Annotated in this window: 15 protein-coding genes; 5 read left to right on the plus strand and 10 right to left on the minus strand. The window is 70.4% G+C overall.

The annotated features are described in order from the left end of the window. Nucleotides 1-122: 122 nt before the first annotated feature. The 3 genes from ACH4YL_RS37930 to ACH4YL_RS37940 all read right to left on the minus strand — a co-directional run bounded on the left by ACH4YL_RS37930 (nt 123) and on the right by ACH4YL_RS37940 (nt 4,302). Entirely contained in the window at nt 123-980 is an 858-nt protein-coding gene (locus tag ACH4YL_RS37930; RefSeq protein ID WP_398512086.1) for an ABC transporter permease, read from the minus strand. Beyond that, on the minus strand, nt 977-3,757 hold the full coding sequence (locus tag ACH4YL_RS37935; RefSeq protein WP_398512087.1) for an alpha/beta fold hydrolase: 2,781 nt from the start codon (nt 3,755-3,757) through the stop codon (nt 977-979). The genes ACH4YL_RS37930 and ACH4YL_RS37935 overlap by 4 nt, the downstream gene beginning before the upstream one ends. Before the next feature lie 200 nt (nt 3,758-3,957). Then, nucleotides 3,958-4,302 (minus strand): class I SAM-dependent methyltransferase, encoded by a 345-nt coding sequence (locus ACH4YL_RS37940; RefSeq protein WP_398512088.1) that lies wholly within the window; start codon nt 4,300-4,302, stop codon nt 3,958-3,960. Nucleotides 4,303-4,604: 302 nt separating this feature from the next. On the opposite strand from ACH4YL_RS37940, the gene ACH4YL_RS37945 reads away from it, so the two are divergent. After that, nucleotides 4,605-5,792 carry a S8 family serine peptidase gene (locus tag ACH4YL_RS37945; RefSeq protein WP_398512089.1) on the plus strand — a complete coding sequence of 396 codons (1,188 nt, stop codon included), beginning with the start codon at nt 4,605-4,607 and terminating at the stop codon, nt 5,790-5,792. On the opposite strand, the gene ACH4YL_RS37950 is transcribed toward ACH4YL_RS37945, so the two are convergent. Genes ACH4YL_RS37950 through iolC form a run of 6 tightly spaced genes read right to left on the minus strand, consistent with a single transcriptional unit; the run spans nt 5,789 to nt 12,671 of the window. Then, complete coding sequence (locus ACH4YL_RS37950; protein WP_398512090.1) at nt 5,789-6,406, minus strand: DUF4291 domain-containing protein; 618 nt, start codon at nt 6,404-6,406, stop codon at nt 5,789-5,791. The two genes, ACH4YL_RS37945 and ACH4YL_RS37950, sit on opposite strands and share 4 nt — an antisense overlap. Nucleotides 6,407-6,463: 57 nt before the next feature. After that, on the minus strand, nt 6,464-7,963 hold the full coding sequence (locus tag ACH4YL_RS37955) for a CoA-acylating methylmalonate-semialdehyde dehydrogenase (RefSeq protein ID WP_398512091.1): 1,500 nt from the start codon (nt 7,961-7,963) through the stop codon (nt 6,464-6,466). Between the two features lie 11 nt (nt 7,964-7,974). Beyond that, nucleotides 7,975-9,885, minus strand: a complete 1,911-nt coding sequence (gene iolD, locus ACH4YL_RS37960; RefSeq protein ID WP_398512092.1) for a 3D-(3,5/4)-trihydroxycyclohexane-1,2-dione acylhydrolase (decyclizing) — start codon at nt 9,883-9,885, stop codon at nt 7,975-7,977. Continuing rightward, the gene (iolB, locus tag ACH4YL_RS37965; protein ID WP_398512093.1) at nt 9,882-10,766 is read right to left on the minus strand and encodes a 5-deoxy-glucuronate isomerase; all 885 of its coding nucleotides are present in this window, start codon (nt 10,764-10,766) and stop codon (nt 9,882-9,884) included. Before iolB ends, iolD begins: the two co-directional genes overlap by 4 nt. Before the next feature lie 16 nt (nt 10,767-10,782). After that, nucleotides 10,783-11,667 carry a deoxyribose-phosphate aldolase gene (locus ACH4YL_RS37970; RefSeq protein ID WP_398512094.1) on the minus strand — a complete coding sequence of 295 codons (885 nt, stop codon included), beginning with the start codon at nt 11,665-11,667 and terminating at the stop codon, nt 10,783-10,785. Next, nucleotides 11,664-12,671, minus strand: coding sequence for a 5-dehydro-2-deoxygluconokinase (gene iolC, locus ACH4YL_RS37975; RefSeq protein ID WP_398512095.1), 1,008 nt, complete (start codon nt 12,669-12,671; stop codon nt 11,664-11,666). Before iolC ends, ACH4YL_RS37970 begins: the two co-directional genes overlap by 4 nt. Nucleotides 12,672-12,800: 129 nt before the next feature. Between iolC and ACH4YL_RS37980 the strand changes: the two genes are divergently transcribed. Continuing rightward, the gene (locus tag ACH4YL_RS37980; RefSeq protein ID WP_398512096.1) at nt 12,801-13,712 is read left to right on the plus strand and encodes a sugar phosphate isomerase/epimerase family protein; all 912 of its coding nucleotides are present in this window, start codon (nt 12,801-12,803) and stop codon (nt 13,710-13,712) included. A 227-nt stretch (nt 13,713-13,939) separates the two neighbouring features. Next, the gene (locus ACH4YL_RS37985) at nt 13,940-14,140 is read left to right on the plus strand and encodes a helix-turn-helix transcriptional regulator (RefSeq protein WP_398512097.1); all 201 of its coding nucleotides are present in this window, start codon (nt 13,940-13,942) and stop codon (nt 14,138-14,140) included. A 58-nt stretch (nt 14,141-14,198) separates the two neighbouring features. On the opposite strand, the gene ACH4YL_RS37990 is transcribed toward ACH4YL_RS37985, so the two are convergent. Continuing rightward, nucleotides 14,199-16,484 (minus strand): MMPL family transporter, encoded by a 2,286-nt coding sequence (locus ACH4YL_RS37990; RefSeq protein WP_398512098.1) that lies wholly within the window; start codon nt 16,482-16,484, stop codon nt 14,199-14,201. A 163-nt stretch (nt 16,485-16,647) separates the two neighbouring features. Between ACH4YL_RS37990 and ACH4YL_RS37995 the strand changes: the two genes are divergently transcribed. Both ACH4YL_RS37995 and ACH4YL_RS38000 read left to right on the plus strand, forming a co-directional pair. Next, complete coding sequence (locus ACH4YL_RS37995; protein WP_398512099.1) at nt 16,648-17,451, plus strand: TetR/AcrR family transcriptional regulator; 804 nt, start codon at nt 16,648-16,650, stop codon at nt 17,449-17,451. A gap of 122 nt (nt 17,452-17,573) precedes the next feature. Then, a complete protein-coding gene (locus ACH4YL_RS38000) occupies nt 17,574-17,882 on the plus strand; it encodes a heavy-metal-associated domain-containing protein (RefSeq protein WP_398512100.1) in 309 nt (102 codons plus the stop codon). Nucleotides 17,883-18,043: the final 161 nt, after the last annotated feature.

The following is an 18,043-nucleotide window of genomic DNA, read 5'->3' on the forward strand; positions in this document are numbered from 1 at the left end:
CCTCCGTGCGGTGTGTTCCTAGACAGCTCCACCACATCGGAGGTCTTCGCCATGTTCAAGACCCACAACTGTCAACAACGCTCGTGATCAATACATCTAGGGCCTGTCGTCTGGATCTGGCCCTAGGACACGATGTCCTTGCGGGAGAAGTTCCGGAAGGCCAGTGCGAACAGGACCAGGGCGTACGTCACCGACACCGCGGCGCCCTTGACCATGCCGTTCCACTCCAGCTGCGGCTGGAGTGCGTCGATCCAGGCGAACTGCCAGTGCGCGGGCAGCACATCGCGCCAGGAGCCGAGCGCGGTGACCGCGTCCAGCACATTGCCGACGATCGTCAGTCCGACCGCTCCGCCGACCGCGCCCAGAGGTGCGTCGGTCTTGGTGGACAGCCAGAACGCAAGCCCGGCGGTGACCAGTTGGGAGACAAAGATGAAGCCCACGACCAGAGCAATACGCGGCACGGTGTCGCCCGCGGCGAGGGAACCTCCCGTGGGCAGCTCCAGCGGCCCCCAGCCGTAGGCGATCGAGCCCACCGTCAGGGCGACGAGCGGCAGCAGCACCATCGCCGCCGCGCTGAAGCCGAGCGCCACCGCGAGCTTGGACCACAGCAGCCGGGAGCGCGGGACGGGGGCGGCGAGCAGATAGCGAAGGGAGGACCAGCTCGCCTCCGAGGCCACGGTGTCCCCGCAGAACAGCGCCACCGGCACCACGAGCAGGAAGCCCGCCGAGACGAACAGGCAGGTGGCGGCGAAGTTGGCGCCCGACGCGGTGGCCGTGTCCATCAGGGTGATCCGGCCGTTCTCGCCGGCCTCCGGTGACCCGGCGATGGCGAAGGCGATGAGCAGCACGAACGGCAGCGCCGTCAGCACGCCGGCCATCACCAGCGTCCGCCTGCGCTTCAGCTGCCGTACGGCCTCCACTCGCAGCGGCAGTGTGCGGCGTGGCCGGTAGCCGGGTGCCGAGTCGACGAGCGTGCTCATGCGTTTCCTCCGATCAGGGTGAGGAAGGCATCCTCCAGGCGGCGGTGCGGTCCGACGCCGGTCAACGGCACGTCCAGCCGGACGAGTTCGCTGATCATGCCGGTGGGGGTGGCCCCGTCGAGGCGTACGAGCAGGCCCTCGTCGACGCGTACGGCCGAGCCGATGCCGGGCAGCGCGCCGATCTTCTCGACCACCGGATCGGCGACTTCGGCGGCGGTCGTGACGAGCAGGGTGTCGCTCTCGCCGGTGATCTCCGCGACCGGTCCTGCCTGCACCAGCCGACCGCGGTCCATGACGACGAGATGGGTGCAGGACTGCTCGACCTCGGAAAGGAGGTGGCTGGAGACGATCACGGTCCGGCCTGCGGCGGCGTACCGGATCATCACGTCCCGCATTTCGCGGATCTGCGGCGGGTCGAGTCCGTTGGTCGGTTCGTCGAGGATCAGGAGATCCGGCATGCCGAGCATGGCCTGGGCGATGGCGAGCCGCTGCCGCATGCCCTGCGAGTAGGTGCGTACGGCGCGGGCGAGGGCGTCGCCGAGGCCGGCGATCTCCAGGGCCTCCTCGATGTGCGCGTCGCTCGCGGGGCGGCCGGTGGCCCGCCAGTACAGCTCCAGGTTGTCGCGGCCCGAAAGGTGCGGCAGGAAGCCCGCGCCCTCGACGAACGCGCCGACCCGGGAGAGTACGGGCGCGCCGGGCCGGATGGCGTGGCCGAAGACACGGATCTCGCCGTCGTCGGGCCTGATGAGGCCCATCAGCATGCGCAGGGTGGTGGTCTTGCCCGCACCGTTGGGGCCGAGGAGGCCGAGGAGCTGGCCCTTTTCGACACGGAAGGAGAGTTCCCGTACGGCGTACCGGTCGGACGACTTGGAGTACCGCTTGGTCAACCCGGTGATCTCCAGCGGCACTTCGGCGAGTTCCGGGTCGGGTGCCGGTGCGAGTGTCCGGCGGCGGGCGGTGAATAGCAGGGCCGCCGCCACGAGCGCGCCCGCGGCCGGGAGCCCCCAGGTCCACCAGGGCAGCCCTGTGGCCTGGGTCTCCACGGCGGGCGCGGTCGGGACGGCGAGCGTGCCTCCGTCGGCGAGCGCGACGGTGTACGTGGCGGGCGCGGCCGGGGACGCGTAGCCGAGGTCGGTCGCGGAGAGCACCAGCCGCAGCCGGTGACCGGCGTCGACCTCGTGGTCGACGGAGGGAAGGGTGAGCGCGACGTCCTTGCCCTGCTCGGCGTCCTCGATGTGGACGGGTGCGACGAGTTGGGCGGGCAGCACCTGTTCGCGGCCGTCGGGGCCGACGTCGTACACCTTGCCGAACAGGACCGCTTCGCCGCTGGAGGAGCTGACCTTGACGCGGACGGTCGGCGAGCCGGTGATCCGCAGCGACTGCTGGAGCGGCTGGGACTCGAAGCGTGCGAACTGGCCAGGGAAGTCGAGGGAGAGGCCGAGGCCGAGAGAGGAGAGCTGGCTCAGGCCGCCGCCGAGGCCGGGGACGGCGGAGATGGCGGGCGGGCTGGCGCCTGCCGGGTTGGCGAAGCTCTGTTCGCGGCCGGTGAGCGCGATGGGCTGGGCGCCGCTGGTGAGACCGGGGTAGCGATCGCCGGTCGCGCCTCGCAGCAGTGCCTCGCCGTCGGTGGAGTCGACGCCGCCGGTCCGGCTGACGCGGAAGGCAGGTCCGGTGTCGGCGCCCTTGTCCTGCTTGAGATAGCGGTCGAACCAGGAGGTGACACGGCTCTCGATGCGGTCGCCCTCGCGGTCGCCGCCGTCGTGGCCGCCGGCGATCCAGTCGACGGAGACGGGCGCGCCGTTGGCGCTGATCTTCTTGGCCATGGCGTCGGCGTGCGCGAGCGGGAAGAGCGAGTCGGACTGGCCCTGCACCATCAGCGTGGGCACCTTGATGCGGTCGCCGACGGCGGAAGGGCTCCGGCGTTCGAGGAGCGCGCGGGCCTGAGCGTCGGGCTTTCCGGCGACCGCGACGCGTTCGTACATGGCACACAGCGCGGGCTGGAAGCGGCCGCAGCTGCCGGGGTTGGCGGGCCCCGCGGACGTGCTGGTGCCTGGCGCGCCGTCCGTCCCGGCGCCGTCCGTCCCGGTGCCGCCCGCCGGCTGGTCTCCGGCGGGTGCGTCGGCCGGCCGGCCGGCGGGCTGGTCACCGGCGATGCCCGGCGCGCCCGCCGAGCCGGTGGAGAAGAAGATCCCGGCCCAGAGCTTCTTGAAGACGCCGTCCGGGAAGAGCGCGTCGGAGAGGTTCCAGTAGGTGATGGCGGGAGCAATGGCGTCCACGCGCTGGTCGTATCCGGCGGCGAGCAGTGAGATGGCCCCGCCGTAGGAGGCGCCGGCGACGCCGACGCGCGGGTCCCCGTCCTTGTCCAGCTGCACGTCGGGACGTTTCGCCAGCCAGTCGAGCAGCCGCGAGACGTCCTTGACCTCGAAGTCGGGGTCGTTGAGTCCGATCTGTCCGGTGGACGCGCCGAAACCGCGGGCGGACCAGGTCAGCACGGCGTATCCGTCGCGGGCCAGCTTCTCGGCCTGTTCGCGGACGTCGTCCTTGCTGCCGCCGAAGCCGTGCCCGAGGAGCACGGCCGGGCGCCGGGCGGTGCCGCCTGCGGTGAAGTAAGAGGTGTCGATCTTCGCCCCGGGCATCTCCTGCACCCGGTCCTCGCGGTGCACGGTCGGTGCGCCGTCGTCGGCGACCGCGGTCCAGGTGCCCGCGCCGGCGAGAACGGCGACGGCGGCGACGCCTGCGAGCCATCGGCCGCGTGGCCGGGGGATTCGGATCTGCATGATTGAAACCCTAAGCGGATGCCTCTGCTCTCTCGGCTGCCGCCAGGCGGAACTGAAGAGCCTCCTCGAGTAGTAGGCAGTGCCGTCGCCGTACACCAGATGCGGTATGCACCGCCCCTCGTCCTTTATGTGCCGCATACGCGCCGGGTCGGCGACGTGCGGCGGCGCCGGTCCGTCGTCCTCCGAGAGGTCCGGCAGCGTCACGTCTCGTCGGCGGCCCTGAAGATCGCGAACTGGTCCATCCGCTCAAAAGCCCCAGGACAGAGGAAGACGAGCCGTCCGCCGGGCCGCGGCGCCCGGCCGAAGTTGGCCAAGACGGCAACGGAGTTTGTGAAGAACAAGATCCCGTAGCGGCTGACGGCAACGTCGGACTCGGCCCCACCTAAGGGGTGCGCCTGGGCTGCGGCCTGGATGGGATCACAGTTCGCCATGCCTTCTTCGTCGGCGCCCGCGCGGGTTCGCGTGACCATCGGCCAAGCGAGGTCGACGCCGCGCGGAAGCCGCGTGCGTGCCCGGCGCGGCGGGGCGCGAGAGGGGTGAGGCATCCGTTGCCGCAGTCGATGCCGAGCACGGAATCGGTCATATCGATGGGGGCTGCAGCCAGGAACGGAGCGCCGGCAGGGCTGTTGAGGAAGTCGCAGCGGGACGGGCTGCCGGCGCGGTGGCGGCCCCCGTATCCGCCCCGGACTTCGGCTTGATGAGTGTTCACAATGTGTGGATCCGTCATGCAGCAGATGGCGATGCTGTCTTGTGTCGCACGTCACGTCACGAGACGCTGGTCAGCGCATATGCAACGGCTGGCACCATGCACACCCGTACTTGCCCGTGAACGGTCAACGAAAGGTAGGTGCACGAGATGAGAGCCACTGCCCGACGCTACGGGGCGCTGATACCCACAGTCGCCCTTGCCGCCGGTCTCCAGTTCGCCGCCTCCCCCACCGCGCAGAGCGCGCCCGTCGGCGATCTTCGTCTCGCTCCCACTGCAACCGCCGTACAGAACAGCTGGATTGTCGTCCTGAGGGACGGCTCGACGCGCGCCGCCGATTTCGGGGTCACGTCGAAACACACCTACCGCAATGTGCTCAAGGGCTTCTCCGCGACGATGTCCGACGCGAAGGCGGCGAAGCTCGCCGCGGATCCGCGCGTGGCGTATGTCGAGCAGAACGAGATCGTCCGCCTCAACGACACACAGCCCAATGCGACATGGGGCATCGACCGCGTCGACCAGCGGAATCTGCCGCTGTCCAAGACGTACACATACAACACGTCCGCGTCGAATGTGAACGCGTACATCATCGACACCGGAATCCGCACGTCCCACAGCGAGTTCGGCGGCCGCGCGAGCGTCGGCACGGACACGGTGGGCGGCGGCCAGAACGGTCAGGACTGCCAGGGTCACGGCACGCATGTGGCCGGCACGGTCGGCGGCAAGACGTACGGCGTCGCCAAGAGCGTCAAGCTCATTGCCGTACGCGTCCTGGACTGCAATGGCTCCGGCACAACGGCCGGTGTCATCGCGGGCGTCGACTGGGTGACCGCGAACGCGAAGAAGCCGGCCGTGGCGAACATGAGCCTGGGCGGCAGCGCGAGCACCTCGCTGGACAACGCCGTGAAGAAGTCGATCGCGTCGGGCGTCAGCTATGCGATCGCCGCGGGCAACGGCAACTTCCTGGGCATGCCGGTCAACGCGTGCGGGGTCTCCCCCGCCCGTGTCCCCGAGGCGATCACGGTCGGCGCGACGGACATCACGGACCGCCGGGCGTCGTTCTCCAACTACGGCACGTGCCTCGACCTGTTCGCTCCGGGCGTCAACATCACCTCGGCGTGGCGGACGAACGACACGGCCACGAACACGATCTCGGGCACGTCGATGGCCACGCCTCACACGGCGGGCGTCGCGGCGCTGTACCTGGCGACCCACACGACGGCCACCCCGGCCCAGGTCCGGGACGCCCTCGTCAACAACGCCACGAACGGCAAGGTCCAGAACCCCATCTCCGGCTCCCCGAACAAGCTGCTGTACTCGCTGTTCTAGCCGGTCAGCTGCCCGAGGAGGTCCTGCCCTGCGGGGTACGGACGCTCCTCGGGCAGCAGTCTGTCCGCGGCATCCAGGTCACCGTCCCGCACGAGGGCGTGGATCCGGTGCGCGAGCGGCGTCACATCGCTGATCGACACGGTCCACTCGTCCGCGTACAGCCGCGGGGCCTCACCGCCGAGGCCGAGCTGCAGCGAGCGGTACGGCAGGGGGTTGAGCCGCAGATCGCGCTCGGGATCCCACTGGACCCGGGCGGGCGAGCTTCTCAACTGCCGCTTCCAGTCCGCCTGATCGGTGTGCACATCGCTGTCGTAGTGCGAGAGGCAGGCGTTCCGCAGAGCCCAGTCGAATCCTTCGCGGGTGATCTCGACGGCGAGGACCGTCTCCTGGTCCTCCTTCAGGCCCCAGCCGCAGCGGTACATCATCCACAGGAACGACGGCTTGATCCACGTCATGCGGTCCCGCTTCCACTCGGCGGGAAAGCGGCCGTCGCGGGCTGCGGGCAGGCCGATGCGCGGGGCGTAGGCCTGGTACACGGTGATCGTGTCCGCCGTGTGGAGTGCGCGGATGCGGCGTGCCGGCTCGTCCGTGAGCCGACGTGATGGTTCGTTCATGAGCCCAGGGTGGTCCGGCCGGTGCGGCCGGACCACCGAATTACGCTGCGGGCGTGCTCAGTCGTGGCGCGGGAAGCCCAGGTCGACGCCCGCCGGGGCCTCCGACGGGTCCGGCCAGCGGGTGGTGACGACCTTGCCGCGGGTGTAGAAGTGCACTCCGTCGTTGCCGTAGATGTGGTGGTCGCCGAAGAGCGAGTCCTTCCAGCCGCCGAAGGAGTGGTAGCCCACGGGGACCGGGATCGGCACGTTCACGCCGACCATGCCCGCCTCGATCTCCAGCTGGAAGCGGCGGGCCGCGCCGCCGTCGCGGGTGAAGATGGCCGTGCCGTTGCCGAACGGTGAGGCGTTGATGAGCGCCACGCCGTCCTCGTACGTCTCCGTCCGCAGCACGCACAGCACCGGACCGAAGATCTCGTCGCGGTACGCGTCGGAGTCCGTGGAGACCTTGTCGAGCAGCGACAGGCCGATCCAGTGGCCGTCCTCGAAGCCGTCGACCGTGTAGCCGGTGCCGTCGAGCACGACCTCCGCGCCCTGGGCCGCGGCGCCCGTGACGTACGAGGCGACCTTGTCGCGGTGCACCTTGGTGATCAGCGGGCCCATCTCGGACTCCGGGTCGTTGCCCGGGCCGATCTTGATCTTCTCGGCGCGTTCGCGGATCTTCTGCACCAGTTCGTCCGCGATGGAGCTGACCGCGACGACCGCGGAGATCGCCATGCAGCGCTCGCCCGCGGAGCCGTACGCCGCCGAGACCGCCGCGTCGGCCGCCGCGTCCAGGTCCGCGTCGGGCAGGACCAGCATGTGGTTCTTCGCGCCGCCGAGCGCCTGGACCCGCTTGCCGTTCGCCGAGGCGGTGGCGTGGATGTACTTCGCGATCGGCGTCGAGCCGACGAAGGAGACCGCGGTCACGTCCGGGTGCGTGAGCAGGGCGTCGACCGCGACCTTGTCGCCGTGGACGACATTGAGCACACCGTCGGGCAGCCCGGCCTCCGCGGCCAGTTCCGCGAGGAGAATCGAGGCCGACGGGTCCTTCTCGCTCGGCTTCAGTACGAAGGTGTTGCCGCAGGCGATGGCGAGCGGGAACATCCACATCGGCACCATCGCCGGGAAGTTGAACGGCGTGATGCCTGCGACGACGCCGAGCGACTGGCGGATCGCGGAGACGTCGACGCGGTTGGAGACCTGCGTGGACAGTTCGCCCTTGAGCTGCGTGGTGATGCCGCAGGCCAGCTCGACGATCTCCAGGCCGCGGGCGACCTCGCCGAGCGCGTCGGAGTGCACCTTGCCGTGCTCGGCGGTGATCAGCGCCGCGATGTCGTCACGGTGGGCGTCCAGCAGCGCGCGGTAGCGGAAGAGGATCGAGGTGCGCTGGGCGAGCGAGGACGTGCCCCAGGTGGCGTACGCGTCCTTCGCCGCGGTGACGGCCGCGTCGACCTCTTCGGCCGAGGCCAGCGCCACCTGCGTGGTGACGGCGCCGGTCGCCGGGTCGGTGACCGGACCCCAGTTGCCGGACGCGCCGTCGACGGTCTTGCCACCGATCCAGTGGTTGACGGTCTTCATTTCGAGCTCCTTCACAGATGGCGGCGTCGGGCTGCGGCCTGCCGGTCGTACTCCTCCCGGGCCTTGACCGCCGACGGTCGGGTCGCGGTCTCGGCCACCGGAACATCCCACCACGCCTGAGCGGGAGGCGCGCCCGACACAGTGTCTGCCGTTTCGGTCTCGACGTAGACACCTGTGGGGACGTTCGCCTCACGCGCCTCGGCGAGCGCTTCCCGCAGGTCACGTACCGTCTTGGCGCGGATCACGCGCAGCCCGAGCGACGCGGCGTTGGCAGCCAGGTCGACCGGGAGCGGCGGGCCGGTGAAGGTCCCGTCCGGGGAGCGGTGGCGGTAGGCGGTGCCGAAGCGCTCGCCGCCGACCGACTCGGAGAGGCCTCCGATGGAGGCGTACCCGTGGTTCTGCAGGATCACCACTTTGATGGGGATGTTCTCCTGGACGGCCGTGACGATCTCGGTGGGATTCATGAGATAGGTGCCGTCGCCGACGAGCGCCCAGACGGGCCGGCCGGGCGCGGCCATCGAGACGCCTATGGCCGCGGGGATCTCGTAGCCCATGCAGGAGTAGCCGTACTCGACGTGGTACTGGTCGGCGGACCGTGCTCGCCACAGTTTGTGCAGGTCGCCGGGGAGGGAACCCGCCGCGTTGATCACGATGTCGTCCTCGGTGACCAGGCTGTCGAGCGCGCCGAGCACCTGCGGCTGGGTGGGCCGGATGTCCGGGTCCTCGGCCTCGTACGCGGCGTCGACGCGGTGCTCCCAGCGCTCCTTGTCGTCGGCGTACTCCGTCTCGTAGGCGGGCTCGACGCGGGAGCCCCGGCCGAGGGCCGCGGTCAGCTCCTCGAGAGCGGCGCGGGCGTCCGCGACGACGCTGAGGCCGGACATCTTGTGCGCGTCGAACGAGGTGATGTTGATGTTCAGGAACCGGACGGCCGGGTTCTGGAACAGCGTGAACGAGGCGGTGGTGAAGTCCGACCAGCGGGTGCCGATGCCGATCACCAGGTCCGCGGTACGGGCCAGCTCGTCCGCGGTCGCGGTGCCGGTGTGGCCGATGCCGCCGACGTCGCACGGGTGGTCGTACGGCAGGGAGCCCTTGCCCGCCTGTGTGGAGGCGACCGGAACACCGGTCGCGTCCGCGAACGCGCGCAGTGCGTCCTCGGCCTCGCTGTGATGGACGCCGCCGCCCACGACGACCAGCGGGCGGCGGGACGAGGCCAGGGCCCGGGCGGCTTCCGCGACCGCGTCCAGGTCGGGCCGCGGCCGGCGCACCTGCCAGACCCGCCCGGCGAAGAACTCCTCCGGCCAGTCGTACGCCTCGGCCTGCACGTCCTGCGGCAGCGCCAGCGTCACCGCGCCGGTGTCTGCCGGGTCGGTGAGCGTGCGCATCGCCTGCAGGGCCGCCGGGATCAGCGCCTCGGGCCGGGTGACGCGGTCGAAGTAGCGGGAGACGGGGCGCAGCGCGTCGTTGACCGACACATCGCCCGCGTACGGGACTTCGAGCTGCTGGAGCACAGGGTCGGCGGGGCGGGTCGCAAACACGTCGCCGGGCAGCAGCAGCACGGGCAGCCGGTTGATGGTGGCGAGCGCGGCGCCGGTGACGAGGTTGGTCGCGCCGGGGCCGATGGAGGTGGTGACGGCCTGGGCGGAGAGCCGGCGGGACTGGCGGGCGTAGCCGACAGCGGCATGCACCATGGCCTGTTCGTTGCGGCCCTGGATGTACGGCATGGGGGGTCGGGGCGACGTCCCTCCGGAAGGCGCGGCCGGGCCGGCTTCCAGCAGTGCCTGGCCGAGTCCGGCCACATTGCCGTGGCCGAAGATGCCCCAGGTGGCGTCGATCAGGCGGTGGCGGCGGCCGTCGCGCTCGGTGTACTGGTGGGCGAGGAAGGCGACGAGGGCCTGGGCGACGGTGAGTCGGCGCGTCTTCATCGGTGGCGTCCCTCGCTCTCGTACAGGGGCAGTCGCGGGTCGACGGGCTGGGCCGGCCAGGTGTCGCGGATCCAGCCGTGGTCCGGGTGGTCGCAGATCAGCCACTCGCGGTCCGCACCCGGGCCCGCCATGACATTGAGGTAGTACATGTCACGGCCGGGCGAGGCGATGGACGGGCCGTGCCAGCCGTCCGGGATGAGGACGGCGTCGCCGGTGCGGACCTCGGCGAGCACGTCCGCGCCGCCGGGACGGGACGGCGAGACGCGGTGGTAGCCGAGTCCGCCGCCGTCGATCTCGAAGTAGTAGATCTCCTCGAGTTCGGACTCGACGCCGGGTCGGTACTCGTCGTGCTTGTGCGGCGGGTACGAGGACCAATTCCCGCCGGGCGTCAGCACCTCGACCGCGATCAGCCGGTCGCACTCGAAGGTGCCGGCCGCCGCGAAGTTGTTCACCTGCCGGGAGCAGCTGCCTGAGCCGCGCAGCTCGACCGGTACCTCCGGCGCGGGGCCGTAGCGAGCGGGGAGTCGGCGCTCGCACTTCGCTCCTGCCAGGGCGAAGCGGCCTCCCGCGCCGGAGGCGATCTGTGCATGGGCGTCGCGCGGCACATAGGCGAAGTCCGTCACTCCGCCGAACACGCTCTTTCTGCCCTGCAGTTCGAAAGACTCGCCTTGCGTGTGCACCGTGCAGCCGCCGGCCAGCGGCAGCACGATCCACTCGCTGTCCCCGGCGGCGAGTGTGTGCGTGCCGCCCGGCTCCAGCTCCAGTACGCGGAGGCCGGAGTACCCCCAGCCGGCCTGCTCGGGGTCGACCCGGAGGGCATACGGCCCACTGGCCGCACTGCCCGCCGGTACGTACAGCTCCTGCAACGTGTCGTCGCTCATGACCTCTCCGTACCCCCTACAGCAGTCCTACGGCCGTGTCGACCGCACCGGAGACGTCGCCGTCGACCGGATAGAGCAGCGAGCGTCCCACCACCAGTCCTTGGACGGTGGGCAGTTGCAGCGCACCACGCCATTTCTCGTAGGCGCCGTGCTGGTCGTCGCCGATCTCTCCTCCGAGGAGGACCGCTGGAAGGGTCGAGGTCTCCATCACCGACGCCATGTCGTCGGGGTCGTCGGTGACGGGGACCTTGAGCCAGGTGTACGCGGAGGTGCCGGCCAGGCCCGATGCGATCGCTATCGACCGGGTCACTGCGTCGGCGCTGAGATCGTTGCGGAGCTGTCCGTCGATTCGGTGACAGATGAACGGCTCGATGAAGACGGGAAGCTGACGCTCGGCCATCTCGTCGACGGCGCGGGCGGTGGCGTGCAGCGTGTCGAGCGAGCCCGGGTCCTGGTAGTCGATCCGGAGCAGCAGCTTTCCCGCGTCGAAGCCGAGCCGGTCCAGGTCCTGGGCGCGATGGCCGGTGAAGCGGTCGTCGAGCTCGAACGTCGCGCCCGCGAGCCCGCCGCGGTTCATGGAGCCCATGACGACCTTGTCTTCGAGCGCGCCGAGCAGGAGCAGGTCGTCGAGGATGTCGGCGGTGGCGAGTACGCCGTCGACGCCGGGGCGGGAGAGCGCGACGCAGAGCCGTTCGAGCAGGTCGAGGCGGTTGGCCATGGCGAGCGGGCTGTCGCCGACGGCGAGCGCGCCGCGGGCCGGGTGATCCGCGGCGATGATCATCAGCCGGCCGCTCTCGCCGATGAGCCGGGGCCTCCGGCGCCGCCGGGCGGCGGCCTCCGCGACGGCCTCGGGGTGCCGGGTCCGGATCCCGACCAGCTCGGCGATGTCGACGCGGCTCACGAGGAGTCCCCGGGAGGTGCGAACGCGGACGGCGGTGGTGTCGGTGACGGCGGGACCGGGCCGCCGGAGAGGACCTGGTCGACCTCGGACGGGTACGGCATCGCGGTGGAGCAGGCGAGGCGGGCGGCGACGATGGCCCCGGCCGCGTTGGCATACCGCATGGTGCGCTCCAACTCCCAGCCGGCGAGCAGCCCGTGGCAGAGCGCCCCGCCGAACGCGTCGCCCGCGCCCAGCCCGTTGACCACCTCCACCGGAACCGGCGGGACCTCGGCCCTGCTGCCGTCACGATGCAGGGCGAGCACGCCCTTGGGGCCCTGCTTGACGACGGCGAGCTCGGCCCCGGCGGCGAGAAGCGCGCGGGCCGCGGCTTCCGGCTCACGCTCACCGGTCGCGATCTCGCACTCCTCGAGATTGCCGACGGCGACCGTGGCGTGCGTCAGCGCCTCGCGGTAGTACGGCCGCGCCTCGTCCGGGTCCGTCCAGAACATCGGCCGCCAGTCGAGGTCGAAGACGGTCGTGCCGGACCGGTCCCGGTGGGCGAGCGCGGCGAGCGTCGCCGTACGGCTCGGCTCCGCGCACAGACCCGTGCCGGTCATCCAGAAAACGCGCGCCTCGCGGATCGCCGCCAGGTCCAGCTCGTGCTGATGGATCTCCAGGTCGGGCGCCTTGGGCTGCCGGTAGAAGTAGAGCGGAAAGTCGTCCGGCGGGAAGATCTCGCAGAAGGTGACGGGAGTGGGATACGCGGCCACCGGCGTCACCCAGCGGTCGTCGACGCCGAACTCGCCGAGCGCCTGGTGGAGATAGTCCCCGAAGGCGTCCTGGCCGGTGCGGGTGATGACCGCCGTGCGCCGGCCGAGCCGGGCCGCGCCGACGGCGACGTTCGTGGCCGAGCCGCCGAGGAACTTCCCGAACGTGTCGACCTGCGCCAGCGGGACCCCGGTCCGCAACGGATACAGGTCCACCCCGATCCGGCCCATCGTGATCACGTCGTACGGCTGAGGCATGCGCGTCCCTTCGGTTCGACGCCGGCTGTCCCCAGGTCTAGTGCTCCTTCCTGAGCCCTGTCAACATTTTGTCCTTACATTCGGACGAAGGCTTGACACCCTTCCGCGACGGCCGGAAAGCTCGTCCGCATGACCTCCTCCGTCCCCTCCCTGAACCGCATCCGGGTCGGCTCGGCCCCCGACTCCTGGGGCGTGTGGTTTCCCGACGATCCTCAGCAGGTCCCCTGGCAGCGCTTCCTCGACGAGGTGGCCGACGCCGGGTACGAGTGGATCGAGCTCGGCCCGTACGGCTATCTCCCCAGCGACCCCGCCCGTCTCACCGAGGAGACGCGCCGGCGCGGGCTGAAGGTCTCGGCCGGGACGGTCTTCACCGGGCTGCACCACGGACCCTCCGTCTGGGAGAAGACCTGGGCGCACGTCTCGGACATCGCCGCGCTCACCCAGGCCATGGGCGCGGAGCATCTGGTCGTCATCCCCTCCTTCTGGCGCGACGACAAGACCGGCGAGGTGCTGGAGGACAGCACGCTCACTCCCGGGCAATGGCGCGATCTGACCGCTCAGACCGAGCGGTTGGGCCGCGAGGTGCGCGAGCGCTACGGGTTGAAGATCGTCGTGCATCCGCATGCGGACACCCATGTCGACAGCGAGGAGAACGTCAGCCGCTTCCTCGACGCCACCGATCCCGACCTGGTCTCGCTCTGTCTGGACACCGGGCACTACGCCTACTGCGGCGGTGACAGCGTCAAGCTGATCGAGACCTACGGCGAGCGGATCGGCTATCTCCACCTCAAGCAGGTGGATCCGGCGATCCTCGCCGAAGTCGTCGCGGACGAGCTGCCGTTCGGGCCCGCGGTCGGACGCGGTGTGATGTGCGAGCCGCCGGCCGGCGTGCCCGCGCTGGAGCCCGTACTGGCGGCGGCCCAGGCGCTGGGCGTCGAACTCTTCGCCATCGTCGAGCAGGACATGTACCCCTGCCCGCCGGACAAACCCTTCCCGATCGCGCAGCGGACGCGCGGCTTCCTGCGCTCTTGCGGCGCCTGAGTCACACGCGCCACTTCTGTCACGCCGCTTCTGTCACAGTTGTCGCCCGCTCGTCACGCATGTCTCCATTACGCGGGTCTTCCGTCACAGCCGATCAACAGCCCCATCTCTCCCTCCACTCACCGTCGTTCAACGAGGCACAGGCTCAGTGATCGCCAGCGTTGACGCGGCGGCTCCCTCGACGGCCCCCCGGCCGCCGCTGCCGCGCGCGCAGGGAGGTGCCACAGATGACGGACAGAAGACTCTGGTCCTACAAGGACATCGCCGCACACATCCGGGTACAGCCGGACACGGTCCGCTCCTATCGGAAGCACGGTCTTCTCCCGCCGCCCGACCATGTCGAGGCAGGCAGGCCCTTCTGGTACGCGGACACGATCCGCGTCTGGGTGGCCAACCGCCCTGGAAACAGGGGCCGCAACAACGATTGACCCTGATCCGGACCTGCCGGTCCCGCACCCCAGGGGTGCGGGACCCGAGGAGGCCGCGTCAGGCGCCGACCTTGTCCCGCGGTGGCATGGGATCGCGATCCGGCTCCTGGGCCGGAGCCTGCTGCGCCGCCGGCTGGGCAGGTGTCTCGCCGCCCTCGCTCAGCCCGAAGCGCCGGTGGAACCGCCGCAGCGGTCCGGGTGCCCACCAGGTCGAGGCGCCCATCAGCTTCATCACCGACGGGACCAGCAGACTCCGGACCACCATCGCGTCCATCAGGACTGCCAGCGCGATGCCGAGGCCGAGCATCTTGGTGTTGGTGACCCGTGAGGTACCGATGCCGACCATCACCACCGCGAGGATCACGGCCGCCGCGGTTATCAGGCCGCCGGTGCGCTGAAGGCCGAATCTCACCGAGTGCTCGTGGTCATGGGTGCGGTCGTACTCCTCCTTGATCCGGGAGAGCAGAAAGACTCCGTAGTCCATCGAGAGTCCGAAGGCGATGCAGAACATCAGCACGGGCAGGGTCGTTTCGATGTCTCCGGTGGAGGTGAAGCCGAGCAGTCCGGAGAGATTGCCGTCCTGGAAGACCCAGACCACCGCTCCGAACATCGCCGTCAGACTCAGCGCGTTGAGCACGACGGCCTGGATCGGGATCAGCACGCTGCCCGTGAGCAGGAAGACCAGGAGCAGCGTGACCACGGCGATGATTCCCAGCGCCATGGGCAGCCGGTCCGCGATCGCGGACTTGGAGTCCTCCAGCACCGCCGCCCGGCCGGTGACCGACGTCTCGAACGGGGCCGGTACATCACGTAGTTCATGCACCAGCCGCTGCGCCTGCGCACCCACTGCCTCGCCCTTGGGCTGCACCGTGAAGTAGGCGGAGCCGTCCGCCGTGATCGGCCCGTCGACCCGCAGGACGCCCGGGAGTGCGGCGATGCGAGCGCGGTAGTCGGCGTACGCGGCAGGCGTGGTCGGCGACCCGGCGGTGTCCTCGGCGAACACCTCGAGGCCTCCGGCCGGACTGCCGGGGAAGCCGTCCCGTATCTGCTGCTGGACGACATGGGACTCCGCGGTGGCCGGCAGCTGGCGGTCGTCCGGCGTGCCGAACTTCACGCCCAGGAAGGGCAGTCCGAGCAGGAGCAGCGCGGCAATGGTGCCGAAGGCGAACAGCGGCGCGCGGCGCATCACCAGGCCGGCGATCCGGCCCCACCCGGCACCGGACTCCGTCTCATCGGAATCCGGTGCCCCGGCGGTCGCCGCCTGTGCGGCGGCCTCCTTCCGCCGCCTGAACAGCCCTCGCAGGTCAAGCGCGTTGACCCGATGCCCCAGCAGCATCAGAGCGGCCGGAAGCAGAATCAGCGCGGCGGCCGCGGCCAGCAGCACCACCGCGATCCCGGCGTAGGCGAACGAGCGCAGGAAGTACTGCGGGAAGACCAGCATCGCGGCCAGCGAGACGGCCACCGTCAGCGCGGAGAACAGGACCGTACGCCCCGCGGTGCGCAGGGTGGCACCCACCGCCTCCCGCACCTCGGACCCCGAGGCCAGCTCCTCCCGGAACCGGCGCACGATGAACAAGGCGTAGTCGATGGCGAGTCCGAGGCCCAGAGCGGTGGTGAGGTTCTGCGCGAAGACCGAGACGTCGGCGAACTCGGTGATGCCGCGCAGCACCGCGTTCGTCCCCAGGATGGCGACGATGCCGACCCCCAGCGGCAGCAGCGCCGCGACCGCACTGCCGAAGACCATGATCAGCAGCACCAGCGTCACCGGCAGAGCGATCATCTCGGCCCGCAGCAGGTCTTCCTGGATGGTCGTCGTCATCTCGTGCTGCACCGCCACCGGGCCGCCGAGCGAGACCTCGACCGGCCCGTGCGCGCCTCTGTAGTCCGGCGCGATCCGCTCCAGCACCTCGGCGGCGGCCTTCTCGTCGCCCTGGATCCGGGCCGCTATCAGCGCCTGCCGCCCGTCGCCGGCCCGCAGCGCGGGTGAGCGCGTCTGCCAGTACGACCCGACTCCCGTCACGTCCTTCTCGGCGGCCAGCCGCTCTGTCAGCCGCCGCCCCTCGGCCGCGACCGCCGGGCTGTCCACGCTCTCCCGCCCGCCGTCCACGAGCAGCAGCAGATTCGGCTGGGAGGCGGGGAACTCCCGCTCCAGCGCCTCGGTCGCATAGGTCGACTCGGCGGCCGGGTCGGCCCATCCGCCGCTGCCCATCCGGTCGGCGACCCCGCTCCCGGCGAACACGGCGAGTGCGGTGAGGACCAGCGCGGCCAGCAGCGAGAGACGCGGCCGCGCGGTGACCAAGCGCGTCCACCCTCCGAGCCGCGGCGGGCTGTTGACTTCGGACATGGTGCGGTGTCCCCTTCACCGTGGCCCATGCGCAGGCTTCCCGTCAGGCAGCATGGGTCGACCATTGCCATAGAATGGCAAACACGAGCAATCGCTCGCATTAATCAAGAATGCGAGCGACCACTCGCGTTTGTCAACCGCTTCAGGAAGCTGGGGATTTCACGTGCCGGAGCACAGGAAACCGGAGCCCACGCCTCCGGCGCCCGCCACGACGGACACCGAGACGACACCGCCCGCGGCAGACGCGACAACCACCGCCGCCGCCGAGCCGGCGGTCGAGCCCGTCAACGAGCCTTCCGCCGAGCCCGTCGCCAAGCATTCCGCCGAGCCCGCCGCCAAGCCGCGCCGCCGCCAGGCCCGCGGAGAGCGCCGTATCGCGCAGCTGCTCGACGCCGCCGCGAACGTCTTCTGCACCTCCGGCTACACCGCCGCCAGCACCAACGCCATCGCCCGCGAGGCAGGCGTCTCCCCCGGCACGCTCTACCAGTTCTTCCCGAACAAAGAGGCCATCGCCATCGAACTCGGCGGCCGCCTCCTCCAGCAGTGGCGCGAGTCCCAGGGCGCGGCCCTCGGCGCCGCCAACCTCCAACTGCCGCTCAACGAGCTGCTCGACGCCGTGCTCGACCCGCTCTTCGCGTTCAACTACGAGAATCCGGCGTTCGCCGTACTGATCCACGGCCCGGACACCCCCGGCCAGATCACCCAGGAGTTCAACTCCATCCACGACGGACTGCTCGCCCGGATCGAGGAGGTCATCGCGGGCTATCTGCCCGACGCCCCTCCCGACGAGCTCAGCAAGATCGTCACCATGACCTTCACCATCTTCAAGGCCGGCCTCGATCTGGTGCTCTCGCACGAGGGCGAGGAGCGGCAGGCATACGTCACGGAGATCAAGAAGGTCATGTTCCGGTACCTGGACCCCTACCTCTGCGCCGCCGAGGCGACCGACGGACAGGGAAACCCGTAAGACGTCGTCCCGCACCTACCCCCTAGGGGTATACGATGGGGAGTGTCGCAGGGTCCCGGGTGCCCCGGAGGCCCCTGGCGCACCATGAGTGCACCTCCCGCAAGACGTACAAGGAGAACGACATGACCGCGGAGACCGAGCTCTCTCAGACCGCCCCCGCCTCCGGCTGCTGCGGCGGTGGCGCCTGTGGCACCGGCGCGGCCGATGTGCAGATCGGCGGCGTCACCACCGTCTACCAGGTCACCGGAATGACCTGTGGCCACTGCGAGGGTGCCGTCTCCGGCGAGATCTCCGAACTCGCCGGCGTCACCTCGGTGACCGCCGTGGCCGCCACAGGCCGGGTGACGGTCGTCTCCGAAGCCCCGCTCGACGAGAAGGCCGTACGCGAGGCCGTCGACGAGGCCGGGTACGAGCTCGTCGGCCAGGCCTGAGCGCTCCCCGCTCCACCAGCCCTCCCGCCGGGCCGTACCGACCCCTTCGATACTGGTCGAGTACGGCCCGGCCTCGTTCTCTGGAGTCCCGAACGTGGAAACGTCCCAGGTCGAAACGGATCAGGTGGCAACGGACCAGTTGGCAACGGACCGGCTGGCAA

This window comes from Streptomyces sp. NPDC020681, from assembly GCF_044334895.1.
Lineage (GTDB): Bacteria > Actinomycetota > Actinomycetes > Streptomycetales > Streptomycetaceae > Streptomyces.